Source organism: Collinsella sp. OM07-12 (assembly GCF_003438275.1).
GTDB lineage: Bacteria > Actinomycetota > Coriobacteriia > Coriobacteriales > Coriobacteriaceae > Collinsella.
On sequence record NZ_QSTQ01000018.1, the window covers coordinates 1 to 24,566 of the forward strand.

The 24,566-nt window shown below is 62.3% G+C and carries 28 protein-coding genes, 1 tRNA gene and 1 pseudogene; 24 read left to right on the forward strand and 6 right to left on the reverse strand.

The annotated features are described in order from the left end of the window. From DXB98_RS07345 to hisE, 15 genes and pseudogenes are all read left to right on the forward strand, one after another. A pseudogene (locus DXB98_RS07345) lies at positions 1–261 on the forward strand (SIS domain-containing protein); the annotation flags it as partial. 94 nt (positions 262–355) lie between these two features. After that, positions 356–772, forward strand: a complete 417-nt coding sequence (locus DXB98_RS07350) for a PTS sugar transporter subunit IIA (RefSeq protein WP_117743676.1) — start codon at positions 356–358, stop codon at positions 770–772. Positions 773–789: 17 nt separating this feature from the next. Continuing rightward, positions 790–1,260 carry a PTS sugar transporter subunit IIB gene (locus DXB98_RS07355; RefSeq protein ID WP_117743677.1) on the forward strand — a complete coding sequence of 157 codons (471 nt, stop codon included), beginning with the start codon at positions 790–792 and terminating at the stop codon, positions 1,258–1,260. 8 nt (positions 1,261–1,268) lie between these two features. Further along, positions 1,269–2,060: a PTS sugar transporter subunit IIC gene (locus DXB98_RS07360; protein ID WP_117564886.1), complete on the forward strand. Its 792-nt coding sequence runs from the start codon at positions 1,269–1,271 to the stop codon at positions 2,058–2,060. Continuing rightward, complete coding sequence (locus tag DXB98_RS07365; protein ID WP_117564887.1) at positions 2,050–2,886, forward strand: PTS system mannose/fructose/sorbose family transporter subunit IID; 837 nt, start codon at positions 2,050–2,052, stop codon at positions 2,884–2,886. The genes DXB98_RS07360 and DXB98_RS07365 overlap by 11 nt, the downstream gene beginning before the upstream one ends. Before the next feature lie 83 nt (positions 2,887–2,969). Beyond that, positions 2,970–3,806, forward strand: coding sequence for a sugar phosphate isomerase/epimerase (locus DXB98_RS07370; RefSeq protein ID WP_117743678.1), 837 nt, complete (start codon positions 2,970–2,972; stop codon positions 3,804–3,806). A gap of 169 nt (positions 3,807–3,975) precedes the next feature. Next, positions 3,976–5,691, forward strand: coding sequence for an ATP phosphoribosyltransferase (hisG, locus tag DXB98_RS07375; protein ID WP_117743679.1), 1,716 nt, complete (start codon positions 3,976–3,978; stop codon positions 5,689–5,691). Positions 5,692–5,796: 105 nt separating this feature from the next. Next, complete coding sequence (hisD, locus tag DXB98_RS07380; protein WP_117743680.1) at positions 5,797–7,233, forward strand: histidinol dehydrogenase; 1,437 nt, start codon at positions 5,797–5,799, stop codon at positions 7,231–7,233. A 1-nt stretch (position 7,234) separates the two neighbouring features. Next, complete coding sequence (hisC, locus tag DXB98_RS07385; protein ID WP_199407151.1) at positions 7,235–8,350, forward strand: histidinol-phosphate transaminase; 1,116 nt, start codon at positions 7,235–7,237, stop codon at positions 8,348–8,350. Then, entirely contained in the window at positions 8,351–8,938 is a 588-nt protein-coding gene (gene hisB / locus DXB98_RS07390; protein ID WP_117743681.1) for an imidazoleglycerol-phosphate dehydratase HisB, read from the forward strand. It begins immediately after the preceding gene. A gap of 79 nt (positions 8,939–9,017) precedes the next feature. Then, the gene (locus DXB98_RS07395) at positions 9,018–9,713 is read left to right on the forward strand and encodes an imidazole glycerol phosphate synthase subunit HisH (RefSeq protein ID WP_117743682.1); all 696 of its coding nucleotides are present in this window, start codon (positions 9,018–9,020) and stop codon (positions 9,711–9,713) included. Beyond that, positions 9,710–10,453, forward strand: a complete 744-nt coding sequence (locus DXB98_RS07400; protein WP_117743683.1) for a HisA/HisF-related TIM barrel protein — start codon at positions 9,710–9,712, stop codon at positions 10,451–10,453. Before DXB98_RS07395 ends, DXB98_RS07400 begins: the two co-directional genes overlap by 4 nt. Before the next feature lie 3 nt (positions 10,454–10,456). After that, complete coding sequence (hisF, locus tag DXB98_RS07405; RefSeq protein ID WP_117743684.1) at positions 10,457–11,239, forward strand: imidazole glycerol phosphate synthase subunit HisF; 783 nt, start codon at positions 10,457–10,459, stop codon at positions 11,237–11,239. Beyond that, entirely contained in the window at positions 11,240–11,569 is a 330-nt protein-coding gene (hisI, locus tag DXB98_RS07410) for a phosphoribosyl-AMP cyclohydrolase (protein ID WP_055252388.1), read from the forward strand. A 46-nt stretch (positions 11,570–11,615) separates the two neighbouring features. Then, positions 11,616–11,933 (forward strand): phosphoribosyl-ATP diphosphatase, encoded by a 318-nt coding sequence (gene hisE, locus DXB98_RS07415; protein ID WP_055252387.1) that lies wholly within the window; start codon positions 11,616–11,618, stop codon positions 11,931–11,933. A gap of 29 nt (positions 11,934–11,962) precedes the next feature. Here the strand turns inward: hisE and DXB98_RS07420 are convergent, their stop codons facing one another. Next, positions 11,963–12,874 (reverse strand): PHP domain-containing protein, encoded by a 912-nt coding sequence (locus DXB98_RS07420; RefSeq protein ID WP_117743685.1) that lies wholly within the window; start codon positions 12,872–12,874, stop codon positions 11,963–11,965. 301 nt (positions 12,875–13,175) lie between these two features. Between DXB98_RS07420 and larC the strand changes: the two genes are divergently transcribed. From larC to DXB98_RS07450, 6 genes are all read left to right on the forward strand, one after another. Further along, positions 13,176–13,661 (forward strand): nickel insertion protein, encoded by a 486-nt coding sequence (gene larC, locus DXB98_RS07425; protein ID WP_233505125.1) that lies wholly within the window; start codon positions 13,176–13,178, stop codon positions 13,659–13,661. A 57-nt stretch (positions 13,662–13,718) separates the two neighbouring features. Next, positions 13,719–14,267, forward strand: coding sequence for a phosphodiesterase (gene yfcE, locus DXB98_RS07430; RefSeq protein WP_117743687.1), 549 nt, complete (start codon positions 13,719–13,721; stop codon positions 14,265–14,267). A 2-nt stretch (positions 14,268–14,269) separates the two neighbouring features. Beyond that, entirely contained in the window at positions 14,270–15,130 is an 861-nt protein-coding gene (gene mazG, locus DXB98_RS07435) for a nucleoside triphosphate pyrophosphohydrolase (protein ID WP_117743688.1), read from the forward strand. Positions 15,131–15,317: 187 nt separating this feature from the next. Beyond that, complete coding sequence (eno, locus tag DXB98_RS07440) at positions 15,318–16,607, forward strand: phosphopyruvate hydratase (protein ID WP_117743689.1); 1,290 nt, start codon at positions 15,318–15,320, stop codon at positions 16,605–16,607. A gap of 197 nt (positions 16,608–16,804) precedes the next feature. Continuing rightward, a complete protein-coding gene (locus tag DXB98_RS10455) occupies positions 16,805–17,569 on the forward strand; it encodes a septum formation initiator family protein (RefSeq protein ID WP_233505126.1) in 765 nt (254 codons plus the stop codon). Between the two features lie 28 nt (positions 17,570–17,597). Beyond that, positions 17,598–18,605: a hypothetical protein gene (locus DXB98_RS07450; RefSeq protein WP_117743690.1), complete on the forward strand. Its 1,008-nt coding sequence runs from the start codon at positions 17,598–17,600 to the stop codon at positions 18,603–18,605. Between the two features lie 442 nt (positions 18,606–19,047). Here the strand turns inward: DXB98_RS07450 and DXB98_RS07455 are convergent. Continuing rightward, positions 19,048–19,132, reverse strand: a tRNA-Leu gene (locus tag DXB98_RS07455). Between the two features lie 31 nt (positions 19,133–19,163). Beyond that, positions 19,164–19,787 (reverse strand): hypothetical protein, encoded by a 624-nt coding sequence (locus tag DXB98_RS07460; protein WP_117743691.1) that lies wholly within the window; start codon positions 19,785–19,787, stop codon positions 19,164–19,166. Between the two features lie 163 nt (positions 19,788–19,950). On the opposite strand from DXB98_RS07460, the gene DXB98_RS07465 reads away from it, so the two are divergent. Further along, positions 19,951–20,238: a PTS sugar transporter subunit IIB gene (locus DXB98_RS07465; RefSeq protein WP_055252380.1), complete on the forward strand. Its 288-nt coding sequence runs from the start codon at positions 19,951–19,953 to the stop codon at positions 20,236–20,238. An 11-nt stretch (positions 20,239–20,249) separates the two neighbouring features. Further along, positions 20,250–20,624 carry a VOC family protein gene (locus DXB98_RS07470; RefSeq protein ID WP_055252379.1) on the forward strand — a complete coding sequence of 125 codons (375 nt, stop codon included), beginning with the start codon at positions 20,250–20,252 and terminating at the stop codon, positions 20,622–20,624. Between the two features lie 74 nt (positions 20,625–20,698). Here DXB98_RS07470 and DXB98_RS07475 read toward each other — a convergent pair whose 3' ends face one another. The 3 genes from DXB98_RS07475 to DXB98_RS07485 are packed head-to-tail and all read right to left on the reverse strand — an operon-like array spanning position 20,699 to position 23,315. Further along, on the reverse strand, positions 20,699–21,994 hold the full coding sequence (locus DXB98_RS07475; RefSeq protein ID WP_117743692.1) for a cell wall metabolism sensor histidine kinase WalK: 1,296 nt from the start codon (positions 21,992–21,994) through the stop codon (positions 20,699–20,701). Further along, the gene (locus DXB98_RS07480) at positions 21,978–22,754 is read right to left on the reverse strand and encodes a response regulator transcription factor (RefSeq protein ID WP_117743693.1); all 777 of its coding nucleotides are present in this window, start codon (positions 22,752–22,754) and stop codon (positions 21,978–21,980) included. The genes DXB98_RS07475 and DXB98_RS07480 overlap by 17 nt, the downstream gene beginning before the upstream one ends. Before the next feature lie 18 nt (positions 22,755–22,772). Further along, positions 22,773–23,315, reverse strand: coding sequence for a hypothetical protein (locus tag DXB98_RS07485; protein ID WP_055252376.1), 543 nt, complete (start codon positions 23,313–23,315; stop codon positions 22,773–22,775). A 504-nt stretch (positions 23,316–23,819) separates the two neighbouring features. Between DXB98_RS07485 and DXB98_RS07490 the strand changes: the two genes are divergently transcribed. Beyond that, positions 23,820–24,497 carry a type IV toxin-antitoxin system AbiEi family antitoxin domain-containing protein gene (locus DXB98_RS07490; RefSeq protein WP_199407152.1) on the forward strand — a complete coding sequence of 226 codons (678 nt, stop codon included), beginning with the start codon at positions 23,820–23,822 and terminating at the stop codon, positions 24,495–24,497. Positions 24,498–24,566: the final 69 nt, after the last annotated feature.

Genomic DNA, 24,566 nt, shown 5'->3' on the forward strand with positions numbered 1-24,566 from the left:
CTGTTCATGGGTGAGGACGAGAACCGCAAGCTCGACGAGCGCGTCCGCGCCTTCCTCAACCGCGGCGTGACCGGCGACACCGACATCAACATCATCGACACCGCCGAGTTCGCGATCCCCGGCCTTGACGACGAGTTCCGCGTCATCGTCTCCCCGTGGATTCTCTCCTCGCTGATCACCGATCGCCTTGCCGCTTACTACGAGACGGTCACCAAGCACAACCTCAACTACCGTCGTTACTATCACCAGTTCGACTACTAATCGGTGACAAATAAGCTACTGATCAAGAAGCACCCTGCCCGGGCGCATGCGTCCGGGCATTTTTATGCCGAAATTCGCAAGAAAGGGGAATCGAATGAGGCAGTTTATCGTTGCATCCCATGCCCATTTTGCGTCTGGAATCGTCGAGAGCATTGGACTGCTTTCCGGCGAGCGCGAAAACGTCCATGCGCTCTCTATGTATGTCGACGGAAACGAGGACCTGACCAAAGAGGCCGCAGCGATTCTGGACGGCTTTGCCGCGGACGATGAGGTCGTTGTTTGCACCGACCTCTTTGGCGGCAGTGTCAACAACGAGTTCACCAAGATCGTCCAGACGCGTCCCAACACGCACCTCGTGACCAATATGAACCTGCCGCTCCTTATTCAGCTGCTGTTCGTGCCCGAATCCACCCCGATCGATGAGGCCATCCGCCAGATCGTCGAGGCGGACGACACCAAGGTCAAGTACGTCAACGACCTGCTGGGGCAGGCCGAACTCGATGAGTTTTAACCACTAGGGAGCACATCATGATTCAGATGATTCGTGTAGATTATCGACTGCTTCACGGCCAGGTTGCCGTTAGCTGGACCTCGGCTCTGGGTGCCGACTGCATCCTGCTGGTGAGCGACACGGTCCTCAATGACAAGCTTCGTCTGCAGGCCCTGTCCCTTGCAAAGCCGGAGGGCTGCAAGGTCGTTGTCAAAAACACCGAGGACGCCGTCAAGGCGCTCCAGAGCGGTGTGACCGACAAGTACAAGCTCTTCGTGGTTTGCGAGACGATCCAGCAGGCCGGTGCCGTCGCCAAGGCGATGGGGGTCAAGAAGATCAACCTCGGCAACGTTGCCTTTAGCGAGGATGCCCGCCAGGTCTCGACGAGCGTGTTCCTTACGCCCGAAAACGAGGCATATGTCAAAGAGCTGCTCAGCGAAGGCTACGAGCTGTTCATTCAGATGATTCCGGCAGATGCGAAGACTGACGCCGCGAAGGTCATCGGTTAGGGGCCGTCATGGTTATCAAGACAATCCTGATTTTCCTTATTGCCCTTTTGGGTTATTCCGAGTGGCTGACGGGCACGAGCTACCTCCAGCGCCCGATCGTGCTCGGACCTCTGGTTGGCCTTGTCATGGGCGACATGGTGACCGGCACGATCATGGGCGCCACGATGGAGCTTGCCATGGTCGGCGCCATCTCGGTCGGCGCCTATAACCCGCCCGATACGATTTCCGGCACTATCCTGGGCGTATCTCTTGCCATGCAGGCCGGCGCGGACGCTTCGGCGGCCCTGACCCTGGGTATTCCTATCGCCACGATCGTCCTGGCGCTCGACACGGCCCTGGGCCAACCGGTCATGCTGCTGCTGGTGCACCGTATCGACAAAAACGTCGAGGACGGAGACACCAAGGCCATCACGCGCAACATGCTCATCGCCGGTTACGCGCAGAGCTGGTGCGGCCTGCTGATTATTCCCCTGGCATTCTTCTTTGGTGCCGATGCTGTTGCCAGCCTGCTCAACATCATCCCCGATTTCGTTCAGACCGGCATGGATGTCGCCGCCGCCTTCTTGCCCGCACTCGGCTTTGCGATGCTGGCGCAGATGATTATGAACAAAACAGTGGCTCCGTTCTTCTTCGCTGGCTTCTTCCTCGTCGCCTACTTTGGCATTAGCACGACGGGCGTGGCGATCTTTGCCGCGATCATCGTCGTCGCGATGACGGTTTTGGGTGATAAGAAAAAAGCGGAGCAGCCCGCAGCGGCAACCGAGGATCCTGCGATTGGGAGTGGGTTCGATGAGTTTTAAGTTTGAGTCTTCTTACGACGGGCTGATTTCCCGCGCAGACCTTAAGAAGCTGTTCTGGCGCTCGATTCCCTATGAGCATTCCTGGAACTACGAGCGTATGGGCCATATCGGCTTTATGTGGGCCCTTATGCCGATCCTTCGCAAGCTGTATCCGCAGGATGCGGACTTTAAGGCCGCCCTTAAGCGCCATATGGAGCTCTATAACGTCACGCCGTACATCTCGACGCTTCCCATGTCCATCGCCGCTGCAATGGAGGAGGTCAACGCTACTGACGATAGCTTTGACACGAGCGCGATCTCTAATGTCAAGCTTGCTTTGATGGGGCCGCTGTCCGGCGTGGGCGATGCTTTCTACTGGGGCACGCTGCGAATTTTGGCAACGGGTGTCGGCACGTCGCTGGCGCTGCAGGGCTCTATTCTTGGCCCGATTTTGTTCCTGCTCGTGTTCAACGTTCCTCACTACATCATCCGTTACCTGCTGACGTTTGTGGGATATCGCTTTGGCTCGGACATGATCAGCAAGGTCCAGGAATCGGGTATTATGGACACGATCGTCAAGATGGCCTCTATCATGGGCGCCATGGTGATCGGTGCTATGACCATGGAGATGGTCACCGTGGACATTCCGCTCATGGTCGGTGCGGGCGATGGTGCTCAGACGCTCGCCGAGCTGCTCAACGGAATCTTCCCGGGCTTTGTCACGATGGGGCTGTTTGGAATTGTCTATCTCATGCTCAAGAAGAAGATGAATCCGCTGCTCATCATGCTTGTGATCCTGCTCGTGAGTATCGCTGGCGCGTTCTTTGGAGTGCTTGGTGTCCAGTAGGGTATCCGTCATAATGAAAACAATGTAAGAGGGGGCGTCGCGCACACTGTGCTGCGGCGCCCTTTTGCCGAAAGGTGGACAAGATGGAGTATCCGCAGCTTGCCGTTATGAATATCAGCCATCGCTACTTTAGTCTTGAAGAGTTCTTTTCTTCGGCGGCGGCCTCGGGCTACACGTGCTGCGAACTTTGGACGGGGGCGATGCACCTGTATGTGGACTGCCATGGTTACGATTCGCTCGAGCAGGTGCTTGAGCTGTCACAGCGGTATGGGGTTCGGATTGTGGGGCTTTGTCCCGAACAGAACAACCCCAAGCCGTGGAATATCGCGGCGCGCGGGAATGAGGCGCGTGCCCGCACGCTCGCGTACTTTAAGAACGTTGTAGATATCGCGGCGGAACTTGGAGCCGAGCAGGTCATGGTCTCGAGCGGCTGGGCATTTTTGAACGAGCCGATCGAGGACGCGTGGGGTCGCAGCGCCTCGATGCTGCGTGCGATTGCCGAGCATGCGGGAGAGCGCGGCGTGCGACTGGTGCTCGAGGCCCTGCAGCCAGTTGAGTCGATGATCGTGAACTCGGCGGCCGACACGAAGCGCATGATCGAGGCAGTTGATCATCCGGCACTTAAGGCATGTCTGGATATGGGCGCCATGGCGGTGGCGGGGGATACCATCGACGATTATTTCGATCTGCTTGGCGATGATGTCGCCCACGTGCATTTTGTCGATGTTGCGGCAGATGGCACGACGCATCTTGCCTGGGGTGACGGCGACCGCGATATGCGCGCCGACCTGGATAGACTGGTGGCGCGCGGCTATCGCGGAGTTGTTTCGGCCGAGACCTATGACGGGCGCTATTTTGCCGACCCCGCAGCTGCCGATGCGCAGGTAATGGCAGAGTATCGTCGTGCGATTGGCGCCTAGGTGGGGTCGGGCTGCGGCAACCTACCCTATGTTTCCAAATGAATACGGTGTGAGCGGCTGCGACGTATTTTCCCCGCAAGCACTCTAGTATGCTAAAGTACCCAGAAGACCGGCGGAGCTATGCCGGTCTTCTGTTCTATGCGAAGCACAGCATGAGGAGGCTCACCAGATGACGGCCACACCGTGGGGATTCCGGGACATATTGCCCGAGGAGGCTCAGGCGCGCGAGGAGATTGCGCTGACGGTGAAGGGCTGCTTCAGGGAGCATCATTACCTTCCGGTCGAGACGCCGCTGCTCGAGGACAAGGGTTCGCTCGAGGAAGGCGGCCGCATTGCGGACACGCCGTTTAAGCTCTTTGACGATGATGGGCGTTTGCTGGTGGTCCGTCCCGACAACACGCTGCCGATCGTGCGCTTGGTTTCGACCCGCATGCGCGCGGCCGATCTGCCACTGCGTCTTCGCTACGAGGCGCCGGTGGTTCGTGAGTGCCAGCGCAATGCCGGCGGCTCGCGCCAGTTTACACAGCTGGGCTTTGAGCTTATCGGTGCGGGAGATACCGCGGGCGATGTCGAGATTGTCTCGCTGGTAGCCGAGGCCGTGCGCAAGCTGGCGTTGCCCGATGCGCGCATTATCGCAGGTAGCGTGCGTCCTTTTAAGGAGCTGCTCGCGGCGTGCGAGGATCGCGAGCTGGCTGCCGAGGCCCTGCGCTGCGTGCACGCCAATGACTTTGTGGGCCTCGATGCCCGCGTGGCGGCAAGCGCCGAGTCCGAGGCCGTCAAGGCCGCCATTAGCGAGCTGCCGCGCTTGCACGGCGGTGCCGAGATACTCGACCGTGTGGATGCGCTGCTGGAAGCTGCCGGTATCGTCGCGTCGCTGACGCGCGAGCTGCGTGCCCTGGTCGAGGGCCTGGCTCCCGAGGACGCCCAGGTGCTGTCCTTCGACTTCTCCATCATGAACTCTTTTTATTACTACACGGGCCTGGTCTTTAAGGCCTATGCCGGTGGCCTGCCCGATCCGGTGGGTTCGGGCGGTCGCTACGACTCCATCTTTACCGGCGCGTTTGGCGATGGCATCGAGGTACCGGCGGCGGGATTTGCCTTTTCGCTCGAGCGTCTGGAGGCCGCGCACACTTCGGCTGAGGACGCCGCTTCCGACGGCGACCACGCCGCGGGCCGTGGTGCCGAGGGTCCGCTGCGCATCGCCGTTCCCAAGGGCTCGCTTAAGGCCGACACGCTCGACGTGCTCGAGGCTGCGGGCCTGGACGTCTCCGAGTTGCGCGACCCCGGCCGTCACCTGATCGTGCGCGGTCGCGATACGCGTGCCGGCGAGGGCGCGGTCGGCGATATCGAGTTTGTCATCGTGCGACCCAGCGACGCGCCCGCCTTTGTGGGCTGCGGCGGTGCCGACTGCGGCATCTGCGGGTGGGATTCGCTTATCGAGGCCGACCTCAACTTGCTGCAGCTGGTCGATTTGGGTTACGGCCTGTGCACCTTTATTGAGGCTGAGCCCGCTTGGCGCGCCGGTCAGGCCGAGCGCAACTATGCCCGCCGCGGTTCGCTTCGCGTGGCAACCAAGTACCCGCGCATCGCGAGCGCCTGGTATGCCGAGCGCGGCGTGAACGCCGACATTGTTTCGCTGCACGGCAACATCGAGCTGGGACCCATCGTCGGTATGACCGATCGCATCGTGGATATCACCGCCACGGGCGCCACGCTGCGCGACAACGACCTGGTCATCACCGGCCGCATTATGGACTGCACGGCCCGCTTCTTCGTCAACCCGGGTGCCGCGCGCCTGGATCCGCGCGTTCGCAACCTGGCCGATCGCCTGGCGGCTGCCGTGAAGGACAAGCATTTTGAGCCCGTCGCGGGCTCGGCACAATAGCGCGAGCGCGCACGGGCGCCCCCATATCCGGACTGCGGGCCGATTGGTGCCGCTGCCCGGCATCTCGTTTTCCAAACGCAACCTCGACCGATAGAGGATACCGATATGAAGACCATCAAGCTTGCTCCCGGTGAGCGCCTCGTTACCAACCAGCTCAACCGCAAGGGTGTGCTGCCGCAAAACATCGTCGACGCCGCCCGCGATATCGTGGCCAACGTGCGTGCCAACGGCGATGCTGCGGTGCGCGATTACTGCCAGCGTTTTGACGGTGTCGAGCTGCAGAGCTTTCGTCTGCCGCAAGAGCAGATCGATGCTGCGCTCGAAGGCCTCGACCCGGCCTTTGTCGCCGCGCTCGAGAAGGCTGCGCGCCAGATTCGTGAGTTTCACCAGCGCGAGGTCGAGCAGAGCTGGTTTACCACGCGCCCGGACGGCACGATGCTCGGCGTTAAGGTGACCCCGCTTGCCGCGGCCGGCATCTACGTGCCGGGCGGTCGCGCGCAGTATCCCTCCACCGTGCTCATGAACGCTATCCCTGCCAAGGTGGCCGGCGTCAAGCGCGTGGTCATGGTGACGCCGCCACAAAAGGACGGCCTGATCAGCCCCTATACGCTCGCCGCGGCCAAGCTCGGCGGCGTGGACGAGATCTATATGGTGGGCGGCGCCCAGGCCGTGGCCGCGCTGGCGTACGGTACCGAGACCATTCCGCGCGTCGACAAAATCACCGGCCCGGGCAACGCCTTTGTCGCCGCGGCCAAGCAGATTGTCTCGGGCGACGTGGGCATCGACATGGTCGCCGGCCCCTCCGAGGTTTGCGTGCTGGCCGATGCCACGGCCAAACCCATGGTGGTCGCGGCCGACCTGATGGCCCAGGCCGAGCACGATCCGCTGGCCGCCTGCTATCTGGTGACCTGCGACGAGCAGTTTGCGCGCGAGGTCGAGGCGGGTGTCGACATTCTAGTGGCGCAGTCGCCGCGTGCCGAGATCACGCGCGCCTCGCTCGACAACGAGGGCACCATCGTGGTGGCCGCCGATATGGCTGCCGCCGTCGAGGCCGTGAACACCGTGGCGCCCGAGCACCTGGAGCTGCACTGCAAGGATGCAATGGGCCTGCTTGGCGGCATTCGCAACGCCGGCGCCATCTTTGTGGGCGCTTGGAGCTCCGAGCCGCTCGGCGATTACGTTGCCGGCCCCAATCACACGCTGCCGACCGGCGGCACGGCCATGTTCTCCAACCCGCTTTCGGTGGAGGAGTTCGTTAAGCGCTCAAGCGTTATCTGCTATACGCCCGAGGGCCTGCTCTCCGACGCTCCCGCTACGCAGCGTTTGGCCGAGGCCGAGGGCCTGTGGGCGCACGCGCTTTCTGCCGCCCTGCGTCGTCGCGTGCTGGAACAGGGCGAGGATTCCGTGAGCGCCGAGTCGCTGGCGGCGGCCGACCTGACCAAGGTTGCCTGGCCGGGCGACGCCGCGGCGACGGTCGCCGAGGGTGTGGACTTGGCGGCTGCGGGCGCGGATGGCGCTAACGCGACCGGCGGGGAGGCCTAATATGGCCGAGCTGACGCCTCGCATGAAGGAACTCGTCCAGCCCTACTTGGCCGGCATTGAGCCCTATGATCCCAACTTTACGCCCACGCGCATCAACCTTTCGGCCAACGAGAACACCTATCCCGTGCCGGCTGGCGTGCGCGAGGCGGTCGACGCGGCACTCGCCGCCACGCCGCTCAACCGCTATCCCGACCCCATGTCCAACGACCTGCGCGACGAGCTTGCCGCTTGGCATGGCGTGGCACGCGAGAACATCTGCGTGGGCAACGGCGGCGACGAGCTGCTCTATAACTACCTGCTGGCGTTTGGCGGCGCGGGGCGGACCCTGCTCAACTGCCCGCCATGCTTTAGCGAGTATGCGTTCTTTGCGTCGCTCTGCCAGACCGAGGTGCGCGACGTGTGGCGCGATCCGGCGACCTTTGAGCTCGATCAGGCTGCCGTGCTTGCGGCAGCGCCCGAGTGCAACCTGGCGATTGTGACCTCGCCCAACAATCCCACGGGCGACGTGGCGCCGCTCGACTTTATCGCGGCTCTGTGCGATGCGTGTCCCGGCATGGTGATGGTCGACGAGGCCTACGTGGAGTTTGCTGACGATTCGTTTGGCGCGGCCACCACGGCGCAAGGGCTTATCGCCGAGCATTCCAACCTGGTGATTCTGCATACGCTGTCCAAGGCGTTCGGCGCCGCCGGCACGCGTCTGGGCTATGTGATTGCGTCACCCGAGGTTATTGACGTGTTCGCGGCGATTCGCCAGATCTATTCAGTCAACGTGCTGAGCCAGGCCGCGGCGCTTGCCTGCGTGCGTGCCCGCGATGCGTATGCGCCCGTGGTGGCACGGGTTGCATCTGAGCGCGTGCGCGAGCTGTGCGCCCTGCGCGCAATGGCTGCCGAGGGCCTGCCCGTGGAGGCGTGGCCGAGCGCGGCGAACTTTGTGCTCGTGCGCACGCCGCACGCCACGCGCGTGCGCGAGCGTCTGCGCGATGAGTATTCGATTTTGGTGCGTGACTTTAGCTACGCGCCGGGGCTTGCGGACTGTCTGCGCATTACCGTGGGTACCCCGCAGGAAAACGACGAGGTGCTGGCAGCGTTTGCCGCGCTGGTGAAGGAGGAGATGTAGATGGGCCGTTATGTCGAGGTGACCCGCAAGACGGGCGAGACCGACATTGTCGTTAGGCTCGATTTGGACGGATCCGGCGTGTGCGATATCTCGACCGGCGTGCCGCTTTTCGACCACATGCTCAACGCCCTTGGCCGCCATGGCCTGTTCGATTTGACGGTACATGCGATGGGCGATGTGGAGGTCGACGCGCACCACACCGTCGAGGACACGGGCATTGTGCTGGGCGAGGCGTTTTGCCAGGCACTGGGTGACAAGGCGGGCATTACGCGCTTTGCCGATGCGGCGATTGCCATGGACGAGACGCTCGTGATGGCCGCCGTTGATATCTCGGGTCGCGGGCAGGCCTATTGCGATCTGCCCGTGCCGACCGAGCGCGTGGGCAGCTTTGATACCGAGCTGGCCGTCGAGTTCTTCTATGCCTTTGCGCGCGATGCTAAGCTCACGCTGCATGTGCGCGAGCTGGCGGGCGGCAACTCGCATCACATTATCGAGGCAGCCTTTAAGGCCGTGGGACGCACGATGCGCCACGCCTGCGAGCTTGATCCCCGCGTCCAAGGAATCCCCAGCACCAAGGGCTCACTGTAACCGCCATATAGGCAGAAACCACCACAAAGGTGCCTGTCCCCTTTGTGGTGGTTTTGGATGATGGAAAAAGGAGGGTCGCGTGGGCGAACCGAAGATCGTGGTGGTCGACTACCACAAGGGCAACTTGTCGAGCGTCGTGCGCGGGCTTGCGCGCGCCGGTGCCGCTGCCTGCACATCGGATGATCCGGAACAGATCCGCAACGCCGACGGCCTGGTCATCCCGGGCGTGGGTGCGTTCTATGACGCGATCGCCTTTATGCGCCAGAGCGGCGAGGAGGCGGCCGTGCTTGACGCCGTTGCCGCCGGAACTCCTCTGCTCGGCATCTGCCTGGGCCTTCAGCTGTTTTTTGAACGCGGCGACGAGGGCGTGCCGGCGGACGAGGGCGCGGACGACGATGCCTCCGAGCAGGCCGGCGGTCCCTGGGTCGATGGCCTGGGCATTATGCGCGGCTCGTGCACGCGCTTGGAATCGAGTCGCCTGAAGGTGCCGCACGTGGGCTGGGACCAGGTGCACATGACGCCCGCCGGCGCGGCCGATCCATTGCTCGCCGGTTTTGCCGAGGGCGCCAACATGTACTTCACCCACAGCTATGCGGTGGCCGACGATGTCGATGCCGCCGATGTTCTGGCGCGCACGCACTACACGCGGAGCTTCCCGTGCATCGTGCGCCACGGCAACGTGTGGGGCTGCCAGTTCCATCCCGAGAAATCCTCCGCGCTGGGACAGCGCATCCTTAAGAACTTCGTCAACATCGTCGAGGAGGCCGGCCGATGATCCTGTTCCCCGCAATCGATCTGATCGGCGGCAAGGTCGTGCGCTTGGAGCGCGGCGATCGCAGCCGCTGCAAGGTATATTCCGACGACCCCGTCGCCGTCGCCCGCTCGTTTGCCGAGCAAGGTGCAAGCTGGGTGCACGTCGTCGATCTGTCCGCTGCCTTTGGCGAGGATGAGGACGCATGCGCTGCCAACTCGACGGCGATCAAGGCTATCTGCGGCGTCGACGGTCTGTCCGTGGACGTGGGCGGCGGCGTCCGCTCGCTCGCACGCATCGACGAGCTGGCCGGCTATGGCGCGCGCCGTATTGCGCTGGGGACCGTGCTGGTGACCGAGCCGGGTTTTGCCGAGGTGGCAGCGCGCGGCTTTGGCGAGCTGCTGGTGGCAGACATCGCCGCCCGTGACGGCCAGGTCAAGGTGAACGGTTGGCGCGATGGCGCGGGCGTGGCGCTCGATGATGCGGTGGCGCAGCTTTCCGAGTTGGGCTTTAAGCATTTGGTGTACACCGACATCGCGCGCGATGGCATGCAGACGGGCATCGACGTGGCGGCGTATCGCCATGTGGCCGAGGTCGCGGGTTTTCCCGTCGTGGCTTCGGGTGGCATCTCGACACTCGACGATATCTGCGCGCTTGCCGCGGTGGGTGAGGATGCTATTGAGGGTGCGATCACCGGTCGCGCACTCTACGAGGGCAACTTTACGCTGGTACAGGCGCTGGCCGCCGCCCGAGGGGAGGAGTAACCCATGCTTACCAAGCGTGTGATTCCCTGTCTGGACGTTAAGGACGGCCGCGTGGTCAAGGGCGTCAACTTTGTGAGCCTGCGCGATGCGGGCGATCCGGTGGAGCTGGCGCGCGTCTACGACCGCGAGGGCGCGGACGAAGTCGTGTTCCTGGACATCACTGCGACGAGCGACAACCGTGCGACGACCATTGAGATGGCGGCGCATGCGGCCGAGGAGCTGGCCATTCCCTATACCGTGGGCGGCGGTTTTCGTGACCTGGCGGGCATGCGAACCATGGTGGCTGCCGGTGCCGATAAGGTGTCGCTCAACTCTGCTGCCGTGCGCGATCCGTCGCTGGTCAGCCAAGCTGCTGCTGCATTTGGCAGCCAGGCCGTGGTCGTGGCGATCGATGCCAAGCGTGTTGGTTTGCCCGGTGAGCCGGGAGCCGACAAGTGGGAGGTCTTTACCGCGGGCGGCCGTAACGCCACGGGTATCGATGCGGTGGCGTGGGCCGAGGAAGCGGCTCGTCGCGGCGCCGGTGAGATCTTGCTCACCAGCATGGATCGCGACGGCACCAAGGCTGGCTTCGACCTGGCACTCACCCGCGCCGTGGCGCGCGCGGTGCCGATCCCGGTGATCGCAAGCGGCGGCGTGGGCACGCTCGAGCATTTTGCCGAGGGCGTGATCGAGGGCGAGGCCGACGCCGTGCTGGCAGCAAGTGTCTTTCACTTTGGGACCTTCAGTATTCGCGAAGTCAAAGAATACATGGCCAGCCAGGGAATACCTGTGAGATTGGACTTCTAAATGGAGCAAGTGACAACCGCGGCAGAGCTCAAATACGACGACCGTGGGCTGATTCCTTGTGTGGTTCAGCAGTATGACACCGGTGAGGTGCTTATGGTTGCTTGGATGAACGAGGAATCGGTGGGGCTGACGCTCAAGACCGGGACCACGTGGTTTTGGAGCCGCAGCCGTCAGGAGCTCTGGAACAAGGGCGCGACGAGCGGCAATATGCAGGAGGTCAAGGAGCTCTGGGCCGACTGCGATAGCGATACGCTGCTGGTCAAGGTCGACTCGCCGGGTCCGGCCTGCCATACCGGCAACCGTACCTGCTTCTTTAGAAAACTCGCGTAGGGCGGGCGCTCGACCAGGCGCTTGGCCAACCAGAAAGGATTGAACCATGGGTGTGCGCACCGCGAATGTTCAGGATGGAAATATCGGTGAGACGCTGACGGGGCTCGCCGGGGTGATTCACGGCCGTCGCGACGCATCGCCGCAGGAGAGCTATACCGCTCGCCTGCTGACCGATGTCGAGGACGAGCTGCTCAAGAAGCTTGCCGAGGAGGCGAGCGAGGTGATCATGGCCTGCAAGGATAACGACCACGATCACATCCGCTACGAGGCCGGCGACCTGATCTACCACCTGCTCGTGACGCTCGAGCGCTACGGCATCACCCTCGATGAGCTGGCCGGCGAACTCAACGCCCGCCGTCAATAGTTGTTTAAGAACGTCCCCAACGACTAGTCTTAGGCGAGGGGCGTGGGTTCCCATTCGCCGGTGGCGTGGGGGATATCGAAGGTTCGGTAGCCGCAGTCGTAGGCGTGGGCCTGAGCCTCACGGATGTTCCAGCAGATGTCGCGGGCACGGTGTGCGTCCGAGCCAAAAGTAATCGGCACCTCGGCGTGGGCAAAGCAACGCAGCAATCCGGTCGCGGGATAGTAGTCGTCCAAGCCCTTGCGCGGTGCGGCGGTCGAGACCTCAACGCGGCGGCCCGTGTCGTGGGCGCACTCGGCCATCTGCTCCCAAAAGGGCATGGGGTTAAAGTCGGGCGCAAAGCCCTCTTTCGAAAAACGCATGACTAGGTCGGGATGGGCCATCACGTCAAAGTTGAGCGAGCTCTCGCAGGCGCGGCACCAGTCGTCGACATAGCGCTCCCATACGCCGCGCACGCCTAAGTTTTCCCAAACATGCAGGTTGGTATCGTCGTCAATCCAGCCGCAGAGCGAATCGGGCGTGTCGGGGCGAGCGACGTCCTCTGTCCCCGCCGTGCTTGCGGCGCCTGCCGCAATATCGCCTGGGTTGCCAATCCAATGCACGCTACCCAGGCGTACGATGGCGCCCTGGGACCAGCTCTCAACCAAAGGCTCGCAACCTTGGTACCAATCGCATTCAAAGCCATAGATAAGCTCGAGCTCGGGTGCGATCTGCACGGCAAGCTTGCGGGCGTCCTCAAAAGCCAGGCGGTGCGCCGGCAAGTCGCCCTCGACGACCTGCACCTCGCAGTTAGCATCCATACTGGAAGGCAAGGTGAGGTGGTCGGTCGAGACCATGACACGGCATCCGGCAGCGGTGGCGGTGCGGACGTTGTCCTCAAACGAGGCATGGCCGTCCGAAAACGAGGTATGAGTATGGCAATCGACCAGCGGGCATGCGGGCATGGCGACTCCTTTGCATTTGGCGAATCCGCTCCATTGTAATGGCGCAACTCTCAAAACGCCGGGCACGTCGGAGGTCGAAATCGATTGGAAAGGCTGCGCGGCGCGCGGTGCGGTCTCGCTTGCGCTCTCAAAACGTGTACGTCAGCCTCCAAAAACGACAAAAAATGGCATATTTGGAGGCTGACGTACGCGTTTGGATAGGGGCGAGGGCGGCGATGGACGAAAGTCACGTCTGCGCCACGTCCGGTGTGCTAGCGTTTGGATGAACAAAACGAGCCCGTGCGGAAAGGACCCGGACTGTATGCAATGCGATAGCAAATCACCGCTGTCCCGCGAGACCGATGCGCCCGAAACCATCGTCAAGCTGGAATGCGACATCGACGACGCGTCGCCCGAGGTACTCGCCTACGCCGCCGATCGCCTGCGCGAGGCGGGTGCGCGCGAGGTGCACTGGCTGCCCCTCTATTGCAAGAAAGGCCGTCCCGGCTGGCAGCTGCAGGTGATCTGCTCGCATGAGGATATCGAGCGCCTGCAGACGATTATTTTTTTGGAAACCACGACCAACGGCATTCGGCGCCAGGTCATGGAGCGTGTCTGCCTGCCGCGCCGCTTTGAGCGCGTAGCGACGCCATGGGGCGAGGTGTCCGTTAAAGTGGCCACCCTGCCCGATGGCAGCGAGCGCGCGGCGCCCGAGTACGAGGACTGCGCCCGCCTTGCCCGCGAGCACAACGTGCCGCTCCAACGCGTAATGCAGGCGGCTCAGGGCGCGGTACTACGATTTGAGTAACACGGTCAAGTAACGCGCCGCGCCAACCCTATTTGCCCCATCCCGAAAGGACTTCCCATGAAATACCTCATCGCCTCCGACATCCACGGCTCGGCATATTGGACCGAGTGCCTGTGCGACGCCATCGAGTCCGAGCAGCCCGACCGCATCGTGCTGCTGGGCGACCTGCTCTACCACGGCCCACGTAACGACCTGCCGCGCGATTACGCCCCCAAGCGCGTGATTCCGCTGCTCAACGCCCTGGCCGACCGCATCATCGCGGTGCGCGGCAACTGTGACGCCGAGGTCGACCAGATGGTGCTCGACTTTCCCGTCATGGCAGACTACGCCACGCTGTTCGACGAGGCCGGCCGCGAGCTGTTCCTGACGCATGGCCATGTCTTTGGCGCCGGCATGCACAACAGCGTCGACCACGCGCCTGCGCTGCCCGAGGGCTCTGCGCTCGTCTACGGTCACACGCATATCAAGGTTAACGAGGCAAGCGAGGCGCACCCGGGCCTGTGGCTGTTCAATCCCGGCAGCGTGAGCATTCCCAAGGACGGTACGCACGGCTACGGTATCTATGAGGGTGGTGCGTTCCGCCACGTGATCCTGGAGGAGGAGTAACCATGGCCGAGCATATGGCTCAGCAAAATGCCGAGGGTTCGCGCGACCTGTCGACGCTGGTAGATGCGTCGGCCGAGCTGCAGCATCTGGTGCAGACCATCTGGCGCCTGCGTCAGCCCGATGGCTGCCCGTGGGACCGCGAACAGACTCATCAGAGCATCGGCAAGAACATGATCGAGGAGGCCTACGAGGCGCTCGACTGCATTGAGGCCGACGACGCGGCACACCTGCGCGAGGAGCTGGGCGATGTGCTCATGCAGGTCGTGCTGCATGCGCAGATTGCGGCCGACGCCGGCGAGTTTACGCTGGCCGACGTGGCACGCGATATCGACGCCAAACTCATTCGCCGTCATCCGCACGTGTTTGGCGATGTGGATGCCGAGAACTCCGACGAGGTGCTCAAGATTTGGGACGAGGTCAAGCTTGCCGAGAGGGCCGTCAAGGACAAGGCCGTGGCAGCGGGCGAGGCAACGCCCGAGGGCCTGCTCGACGGCGTGCCCACGCATCTGCCGGCGCTGATGCAGGCTCAGAAGGTGTCGCGTAAGGCGGCTGCCGTGGGCTTTGAGTGGGAGACGGTCCAGGATGTGTGGGACGAGGTTGCCGAGGAGCGTGCCGAGTTTGAGGCCGAGGAGCCCGGCTCGCCCGAGCGCGAGATGGAGTTTGGCGACCTGCTCTTTGCCCTGGTCAACGTTGCGCGCAAGGAGGGGATTGACGCCGAGAGTGCCCTGCGCGCCAGTACGGCAAAGTTCCGCCGCCGCTGGGCCGCGATGGAGCAGATGGCAGCCGACGTTCACGTGGATCTTGCCGAGCTTTCGACCCACGGCCTCAACGACCTCTGGGATGCCGCCAAGGCGGAGGAGTAAGACTGCGGGAACGACGGGCTGACATGCCTCATCGTTCCCGCTAAATAATTCGAAAAACAATTGTATCCTTCGGCTAACTTAGGGCATAATGCAAAAAGTGCGACGGCTAACTTACGGAGGCGCACCGACGGTGCGCAGTCGGCCAGTCGCTTGCATCCACTACGTTTCCAAGTGAGAGGGAGACAACATGAGCGATATTTTGGACGTCTACGGTCGTGAGGTGCTCGACAGCCGCGGCAATCCCACCGTCGAGGTCGAGGTCGTGCTCGAGGACGGCAGCTTCGGCCGCGCAATGGTGCCTTCGGGTGCTTCGACCGGCGCCTTTGAGGCCTGCGAGCTGCGCGATGGCGACAAGGGCCGCTACCTGGGCAAGGGCGTTTCGCAGGCCGTCGAGCACGTCAACAACGAGTGCGCTAACGCCGTCGTGGGCCTCGACGCCTTCGACCAGCGCGCCGTCGATGCCGCGCTGATTGCCGCGGACGGTACCCCCAACAAGACCAGGCTCGGTGCCAACGCCATCCTGGGCGTGTCGCTGGCCGTTGCCCGCGCCGCTGCCGAGTCGGCGGGTCTGTCGCTGTACCAGTACCTGGGCGGCGTCAACGCCCACCTGCTGCCCACGCCCATGATGAACATCCTCAACGGCGGCGTGCATGCCGACAATAACGTCGACTTCCAGGAGTTCATGATCATGCCGGTGGGCGCCCCGAGCTTTGCCGAGGGCCTGCGTTGGTGCGCCGAGGTCTACCACACCCTCAAGGGCGTGCTGCACGAGGCCGGCCTGGGCGGCGGCGTGGGCGACGAGGGCGGCTTTGCCCCCAACCTTAAGACCAACGCCGAGCCGTTCGAGTACATCACCAAGGCCGTGGAGAAGGCCGGCTTTAAGCCCGGCGTCGACTTCATGTACGCCATGGATCCGGCCTCGACCGAGTTCTACAACGCCGAGACCGGCATGTACGAGCTCAAGGGCGAGGGTGTGGAGTACACGAGCGCCCAGATGGTTGATTACTGGGAGAAGCTTGTCGACACCTATCCCATCATCTCCATCGAAGACGGCATGGCCGAGGAGGATTGGGACGGTTGGGTCGAGCTTACCCGCCGCATTGGCAACAAAGTGCAGCTAGTGGGCGACGACCTGTTCGTCACCAACACCGAGCGCCTCAAGAAGGGCATCGAGCTGGGTGCCGCCAACGCGATCCTGGTCAAGGTCAACCAGATCGGTACGCTCACCGAGTCGCTCGAGGCCATCGAGACCGCCAAGGAGGCCGGTTACGCCTGCATCGTGAGCCACCGCTCCGGCGAGACCGAGGACTCCACGATCGCCGACCTGGTCGTGGGCGTCAACGCCGGCCAGATCAAGTCGGGCGCCCCGTGCCGCAGTGACCGTATCGCCAAGTACAACCAGCTCATCCGCATCGAGGACGAGCTTGAGGGCAGCGCGCGCTACGCCGGCAAGGCCGCGTTCTACAACATTCGCTAGACAGACGAGCCTGGCGGGGAGGGGGGCAGACTCGGCTTTGCCCCGCTCCAGCTAGATGCTACAGAGCGCTATCGGGCGCTGGGCCACACGACTCAGCGCCTTTTTTATGTCGAGCAAAGGCTGGCGAAGGCGGTGCGCATGCTCGTGCTATAACTAAAGGACTTAGCGCAAACAAACCTCAACCGCACAAGGCGCACATGGATCAGATTTACGACAACAGGTACTATTCCGCCGGTTCGCGCGAGCCGTCGCCTCGCCCTGCGCGCACGGTGCAGCTCGGTGGGTCCGCCTACGCCGGCGCCGACCGCTCCACGCAGCGCCCGACAAGTACCTCGCGCCCCAATGCTCAAGTGAATACTTCGACAGATGGACCAGTACGTCCGGCACGTTCGCCGCATTCGTCGCGTCCCTCGGCCCAGACGCACGACAAATCGAGCAGACCTTCGAGCCGTCTTTCGGGCGCGGACTTTATGCGCTACGCCAACGACAATGCGGTGGTCAAGGCGATCTATGACTTTACGCATGGCTCTCTGCGCCTGCTGTTTATCGGTATCGTGGTGGCGCTGGCGCTCGTGAGCCTGTATTTTCCCGTACGCGACCTGTACGTGGCTAAGCGCTCGAGCGACATCTTGGCCAAGCAGGTCGAAATTCGCGAGCAATATAACGACGAGCTGCAAAAAAGCGTCGACAAGCTGCTCTCGGAGGAGGGCATCAAGGATGCGGCGTCCGAGGACCTGGGCCTGGTAATGCCTGGCGAGACTAGGATTGATGTCTTGGGCCTGGATGGCGATTCGGACTCGTCGTCGGCTGAAAAGAAGTCCTCAAACGCCAAGAATGCCAGCGAGGTGGCCAAGGAGATCGAAGAAGTCGGCAAGGACGCGCCGTGGTACATTCAGACGCTCGACATGCTGTTTGGATTTAACGGCGTCGAGGGTCAGACGGTCGCGTCCAGCGGCGAGTAGGCGAGTAACGCCCGGAGGGGAGCCCGCAATGGCAGAGTGCAAACGATATAAGGTGGCCGCGATCGACCTGGGAACGGTGTCGTCGCGACTGGTGCTGGCGCAGGTCGAGGCCGGGGCGATCGTGGAATCGTCCAAGCATACCGAGATCACCGACTTGGGCGAGGGCGTGGACGCGACGGGGCGCTTTTGCGAGGCGGCCGTTGAGCGCGTGCTCGCTGCGTGCCGCATGTTTGTGGACGAAGCCCGTGCCTTTGGGGCCGTGCGCATCTGCACCACATGCACGAGCGCCGCGCGTGATGCGTCCAACGCCGCCCTGCTGCTAGGCGGCCTGCGCGAGCTGGGGCTCGAACCGCAGGTGATTCCGGGCGAGGTCGAGGCGCGCCTGACGTTTTTTGGTGTGGCGCACGACTTTGCGGGCGAGCGCATCATCGTCGCGGATTCGGGCGGCGGGTCGACGGAGCTTGCGACGGGTGTATACGCTCCGGAGCGCGGGGTCTTTGCGCTGGAGGGCACGCGTTCGCTGGACATTGGCTGCCGTCGTGTAACAGAGCGGTTTTTCTCGGCGCTGCCGCCTTTGGCAGGTGAGCTTGCGGCTGCTGCCGACTGGGCAAACGAGCAGTTTACGGCGTACTTTGAGAGCCTGCCCAACAACTTTGAGCGCGCCGAGCGCTTGGTCGCGGTGGGTGGCACCGTCACCACGCTCGTTGCACTCGTTCACGAGCTGGAGCCGTACGATTCGAGCTTTGTGCACCTGCGCGAGCTTTCGATGGAGCAGGTCTCGACCGCTATCGAGTGCATGTCTGCGCTGGACGTTGCGGGCATCGCCACGCTGCCAGGCGTGCAGCCCAAGCGTGCGGGCGTGATCTTGGCCGGCGCCGTGGTGATTCGCGAGCTCATGCGCGCTGGTGGCTACGAGACGCTCACCGTAAGCGAGAACAGCCTGCTCGCCGGCATGGCCGCCACCATCAATGAGGTTCTCGATGACACGACCCCCACCATCGGCTGGACCCCCAACCTCAGCACCCTCCAAAACTAGTCTTTTTGGAACGGGGCTTTTTTAGCTTCATGGTCCGCCCGAGCCTTTCCGTGAATGAGTTTTCTGGGACGGGGATTAAAAAATCATTAGGTACACAATGATTTTTTAATCCCCGTCCCAGAAAACTCATTGGGTGGGCGGAAAAGTAGTCAAAAAAGCCCCGTCCCAAATTAGGTGCCCTGCAGTTGACGGCATCTAAAAGAAACGAGCCCGCATCCCAAAGGGACACGGGCTCGTAAACAATACGTGGTAGGGGCGGTGGGACGTCTGCGTATTTGCTGCGCAAATCCGCACCGGCTTCGGCCGCCTGCCGGCGCCCTCGCCGGCTCGCTGCGGACGCTGCGCGTCCGCTTGACGCTCGCCCCCTCGCGGGTTCGAGCCCCACCGGCGTGCAAAAGAAACGGGCCCGCATCTCTGGGAGATACGGGCCCGTAAAAGCCAATGGTAGGGGCGGTGGGACTCGAACCCACAATCCTTGCGGCGAGAGATTTTAAGTCTCCTGCGTATGCCAATTCCGCCACGCCCCCGTGAGACTAGAAGTCTAGCACAAGCCGTCCGTTACGCGTTGACGGCCATCGAGTGTTGGCCCGACTTCTCCAGGAACTCCTGGAACTTGGCCTCGTCGCCCTTGTTCTTGTACTGCAGGGCCAGCAGGTACTCCAGGCGGCAGCGCTTGACCGGGTCGTCGCCGACATCCTCGAGCATGCGCTCCAGTTCGGGAATGTCGTTGTGGCGCTTGAGGATCATCGTGTCGTACATCAGCTGACACTCGTGCGCGACTGCCTCGGCCTGACCGCCCTCAAAGCCCTTGATCTCGTGCAGCAACTCCTTGGACTTTTTGCGGTCCTCCTGGCCAACGTAGTAGTTAAAGGCCTTAATCACCAGGTCGACGCGCTGCATCTTGGGCAGGTTGAGCCCCAGCAGCAGGTCGAACATTTCGCCAGCGCGCTCGTGGTCCTCGCGCAGCAGATAGGAGTTCAGGCGCAGGTAGTCGCGGTTGTAGCGCGGGTACAGCATGCTGGTGAGTTTGCCGTCGAGCAAACGATCGAACTCGTCCCACTGCTTGGCGGCCATAAGCTGCTGCAGGCGTTTAAACGTGGTGCGTTTTTTAACGCTAAAGAACACCGACACGGCGATACAAATAATGACGACGGCGGTCCAGAGTGTGCGGGAATCGGGCATATTGAGCTCCTCGGTCGCTCATAAAACAGGCGGTATGACAACACGTACTAGATGTATTATACGCAGTGCGCAGGCAAACTGGTACAAAAGTGCATCGAGGCCGAGCACCATCGCTCGCTGCGGTACACTTACCTAAAGTAAACCATGAAGGGAGACATTACCTATGAAGAAGATCGTTTTGGCTTGCGGTGCTGGCGCTGCTACTTCCACGCTCGTTGCCCAGAAGGTCGCTACCATGCTCGACGCCAACGGTTATGCCGGCAAGTATGAGATCGTGCAGTGCGCCATCTCCGAGGCCAAGGACGCTTGCGACGAAGGCGCCGACCTGCTGATCGCCACCACCGTTGCCCCCGAGGGCCTCACCTGCCCGTACGTGAGCGGCGTGCCCTTCATGACCGGCATGAACCGCGTTGCTGCCGAGAAGGCCGTTCTCGACGTCATGGCTCAGTAGGCGCTGCCTGTATGAATGAGCAGAACGCCAATCCGGTCGAGCTCTTTGGCATGCGCGTCGCCCATGTGGGCATCAACGCCGCCGACCCGGCAGACGCCTTGGAGATCGCGGAGCTGTTCTCGACGATGATGGGCTTGCCCGTTATCGAGACCCCGGTTTCGTACTTTAACGATTCGCTGATCGAGGTCATGAAGCAGAACGGTCGTGGCACCAAGGGCCACATCGGCTTTGCCGTCAACGACATCGATGCGGCCGAGAAGTGGTTTGCCGAGCGCGGGCTCGAGGTTAACGAGGAGTCGCGCGCGCTGCTGCCCGACGGTTCTACCAAGCTCGTGTACTTTAAGCGCGAGTTCGCCGGCTTCGCCGTGCATCTGTGCCGCGAGTAGCGCACAAACTGCCATAACGAACAAAAAGGGATAGGGCCGCATGGCCTTATCCCTTTTTTACGCCGAGGGGCTTCCTACCGTGGCAGGCGAATCGTAAAGCGGCTGCCGACGCCTTCGACCGAGGTCACGCCAATAACGCCGCCATGGCTATCGACAATCCACTTGGCAATGGCAAGCCCCAGACCCGAGCCCTGCGCGCCGGCATCGCGTGCGTTGTCGGCACGGTAGAACCGTTCAAACGCGTGAGCTGCGGATTCCTGATTCATGCCGATACCCTCGTCCTCAACACTTATGTCGATCGCGCCCGTGCCCGTATCCTGCGCTACGCCAAAGGTGATGGACGTGCCCGCGTCCGAATACTTGGCGGCGTTTTGCACGATCACGCGCAGGGCCTGCTTCACGAGCGCCACGTCGACAGAAGCATTGCAGCGCGGGTCGCTGGCGAGCGCAGTGTCGTACGCCAGCCGATACGTGTGCTCGGCATCGATCATCTGCGATTCCTCGCACACCTCGCCGACCAGTGCGGCCATGTTGGTGTCCACGCGCCTCAGTACGGTGCGGCCGGCATCGCCGCGCGCCAAAAACAGCAGCTGCTCCACGAGCTCTTGCATGTGCTCGCTTTCGGCCTTGAGGGACGCGATGGATTCTGTCAGCACGTCCGGGTCGTCTTTGCCCCAGCGGTCGAGCATGTTCACGTAGCCCTGAATCACCGCGATGGGCGTGCGCAGCTCGTGGCTCGCATCGTTGACAAAGCGCATCTGCTGTAGCTTGGCCTCTTGCATCTGGTGCAGCAGGCGGTTGAGCGCGACCTCGATGCTCGCCAGGTCGGCGTCGCCGGTGGTGACGCTCGGCGAGTCGACACTCGCGCGTTCGATTGCCTGCTCCAGCGTTTCCATCTTGCCGCCGGAGAGCTGCATGCGGCCGAGCTCGTCCACGCGCAGGGCCAGGTCGTTGAGCGGTGCCATGGTGCGGCGCACGCGGCGAGCGCCGCTGAGCATGTTGAGCACGCTGATGACTTGCCCGCCCGCAACGACAAGATAGAGGGGCCACAGCGCGATGAGGTCCTGCGCGAGGGGGAAGGTCTTGGTGGTGCGCGCAAGCTCGACGGTATAGGTGAGCGTGGCCAGGTCCAAGCCGCGCGCGGGCGCGAACGACATGCCGTGAACGGTGGCGCCGGGGATCCAGCCTGCGGTAAACGCGCCGTCGGGCAGCGTCTGGTTGTAGCCATAGACCAGGATCGCCGCCGCAACAACCAGCAGCCACAGATCGAGCCAGACGTAGCTCATCAGGCGGCGCCACATGTAGCTCCAGTTGATGGCGCGGGCAATGGAGGTGACGCGCTTGGTCTCGGCGTTATGCGCGGCAGACATAGCCCACCCCGCGCACGGTCTGGATGATGCGGGCGCCGCCGGCGTCTTCAATCTTGGCGCGTAGGTGCGCGATGTGCACGTCGACGTTGTTGGTGTCGCCTACGTATTCGTAGCCCAGCGCCTCGTGCGCGATGCGCTCGCGCGTGAGCACGGTGCCGGCATGCGCCATAAGCAGGGCGAGGACGTCGAACTCTCGGGCCGTGAGTACGATGGTTGAACTACCAACGATGACTTCGCGGCGGTCGGGATCGAGCGCGACCGAGCCCACGGTGAGCACGGCGGGGGAGGGCACGGCAGAGGTTTTGGCCGAGTCGCTAGCCGGGGACGTCGCGGCGGTACCGGCACCCGTAGCGCCCTCCCCGGTCCCAGCGCCGCCAACGCCCGAAGCCGCCCGCACGGCCTCCGAGCGCTTCAACGCCACGCGGATCCGTGCGAACAGCTCCTCAATCGCAAACGGCTTGGTCAGGTAATCGTCGGCGCCGGCGTCGAGCCCGGCTACCTTGTCCATCACGGCATCGCGCGCGGTGACCATGATCACCGGCACATCCTTGTGCTTGCGCACGCGCCGCAGCACCTCCATACCGTTGAGCTGTGGCAGCAGCACGTCGAGCAGAATCAGATCGTAGTCGCGCTCCAGCGCCAGGTCGACGGCGGTGCGGCCGTCGGCGGCGTGCTCCACCTGGTAGCCCTCGTGCTCCAGCTCGAGCGTCACAAAGCGGGCGATTTTCTCCTCGTCCTCTACGATCAGGATTCGTGCCATGCGTTCCCCCGTCTGCGATTACTTGTCGTCGTTCAGATTTTGCTTGATATCGTCTGCGGCATCGGCGGCGTGATTCATCAGGTTGTTGATGCTGCCGGGCACGTCGCCGTCGCTATCGATGCGGTAACGCATGCCAAAGAACAGACCGATCAGCATCAGCCATATCGTGGCGCCCCAGGCAAACAAGGCGACGATGGGAATCAGGATGGGGATGTTGAGGATGATCGCATCGCGGCGCGTGGCGATAAACTTGGTGTCCAGGCTCAGGCGGAAGAGCTTTTTGAGGTACTCCCACACGCTGTCCATCTTCTTGGAGAAGTCGGTCTTTTCGCTCGACTTCTCGTAGGCGGCCTGCGCGGCGACCATCTCGGCCGAGGGCTCATCTACCGGCTCGGACTCGGTGGCGGCGTGCGCCGACGTGGTCTGGGTCTTGCCTTGCGACTCGAGCCAAATAATGGCGTCCAAAACGTTGCCGTCGGCGGCATCGAGTGCTGCCTTGGCATCGGTGTAACTCACGTTGCACTTGGTGCGGATGGTTTCAACTTTTTCGAGGTCGTCCATGACCTGTCCTTTCGTTCGATGGGCGCGACGCCGGGCGATTTGCCCGGGCGCGAGCGTTGCGTTCGGCGGCCTGCGTCGCGCGCCGCCGCCCCGCCCTCTGTCGAACTCTATAGTGCAGGTTATAGATTAAGCGATTCTTGAGCCAAGATTAATGTTGGATGAGTTTTTGGGTGACGCGGAGGCGGGCAGGGGCAGAAAAGGCAGGTTTTGCGTGGCGTGAAGGAGGGGCGGTCTGATCTTTGGGACAGCTGATAGCGAGGTCTAATACTTTTCCGAGAAGTGAACGAGTGAAAACGGACCCCCGAAGCATCGACACTTTAGAGGTGCCGCTTCCTGCGGTTTCAATGCTGAAATCCCACGATTTTGCCGCCGAAAAATGCGGATGTTTCAGGGGTCCAAAAACAGCCGTTCACTTCGCGGAAAAGTATTAGACCTCAATAGCGGGGGATGGGGTGCCGGTGCAAAACGGCGTCAGAAATGGGGTAAACAAGGCAAACGGATCTCATGGATCAAAAATTACGTTGCAAAAGTATGAAAATTTCCTACAATTGCAACATGAAGTGCTTTAGCAACATAACGGCGATAATCGAGCTCTCCGAGAGCGAGGGTGTGTTCACCACAGCTCAGGCGGCTCGCATGGACATCTCTCGAGATGCGCTGGCGCACTCATGCCGCGTGGGGCGTCTTGAACGGATATGCCACGGCGCCTACCGGATGTCTGGAACACAGCGCCGAGACACCGACGAGCTCAACGCTTTTTGGAAGCTCACCAATCCCTCCCTTTGCGCGTGGGAGAGAAAACGTCAGTGGGATGGCATCGCCGTGAGCGGTACGACTGCGGCGAACCTGCAGCAAATGGGCGATTTCTACCTGTCCCCCTATAGGATGACCGCGCCCACGCGTATCAATACAAGAAACGAATCCCTTTCTTTTGTAAAGCGCGAGATTGCCGAGCAGGATATAGTTTGGCTCGACGGCCTGCCGGTAACCAAACCCGAGCGCACGCTTGTCGATCTTTGCCTCGATTGCGAGGACCCCTCATTAATTATCGATGCCTATCACGACGCGCTTGGACGTGGGCTCGATACGCAGCGGCTGAAAGAACTCGTGGAAGAGAACTCTAAAACCGCCAAACGACGCGAGTTGATGGCGCCTTTGCTGATAGCTCTAGGTTGTGACTGAATACGCAGGCCTGATGTTGGCTAGTTGCAAGTTGGGGCAATTGTTTGTCCGTGCGACACGTTAATCTCA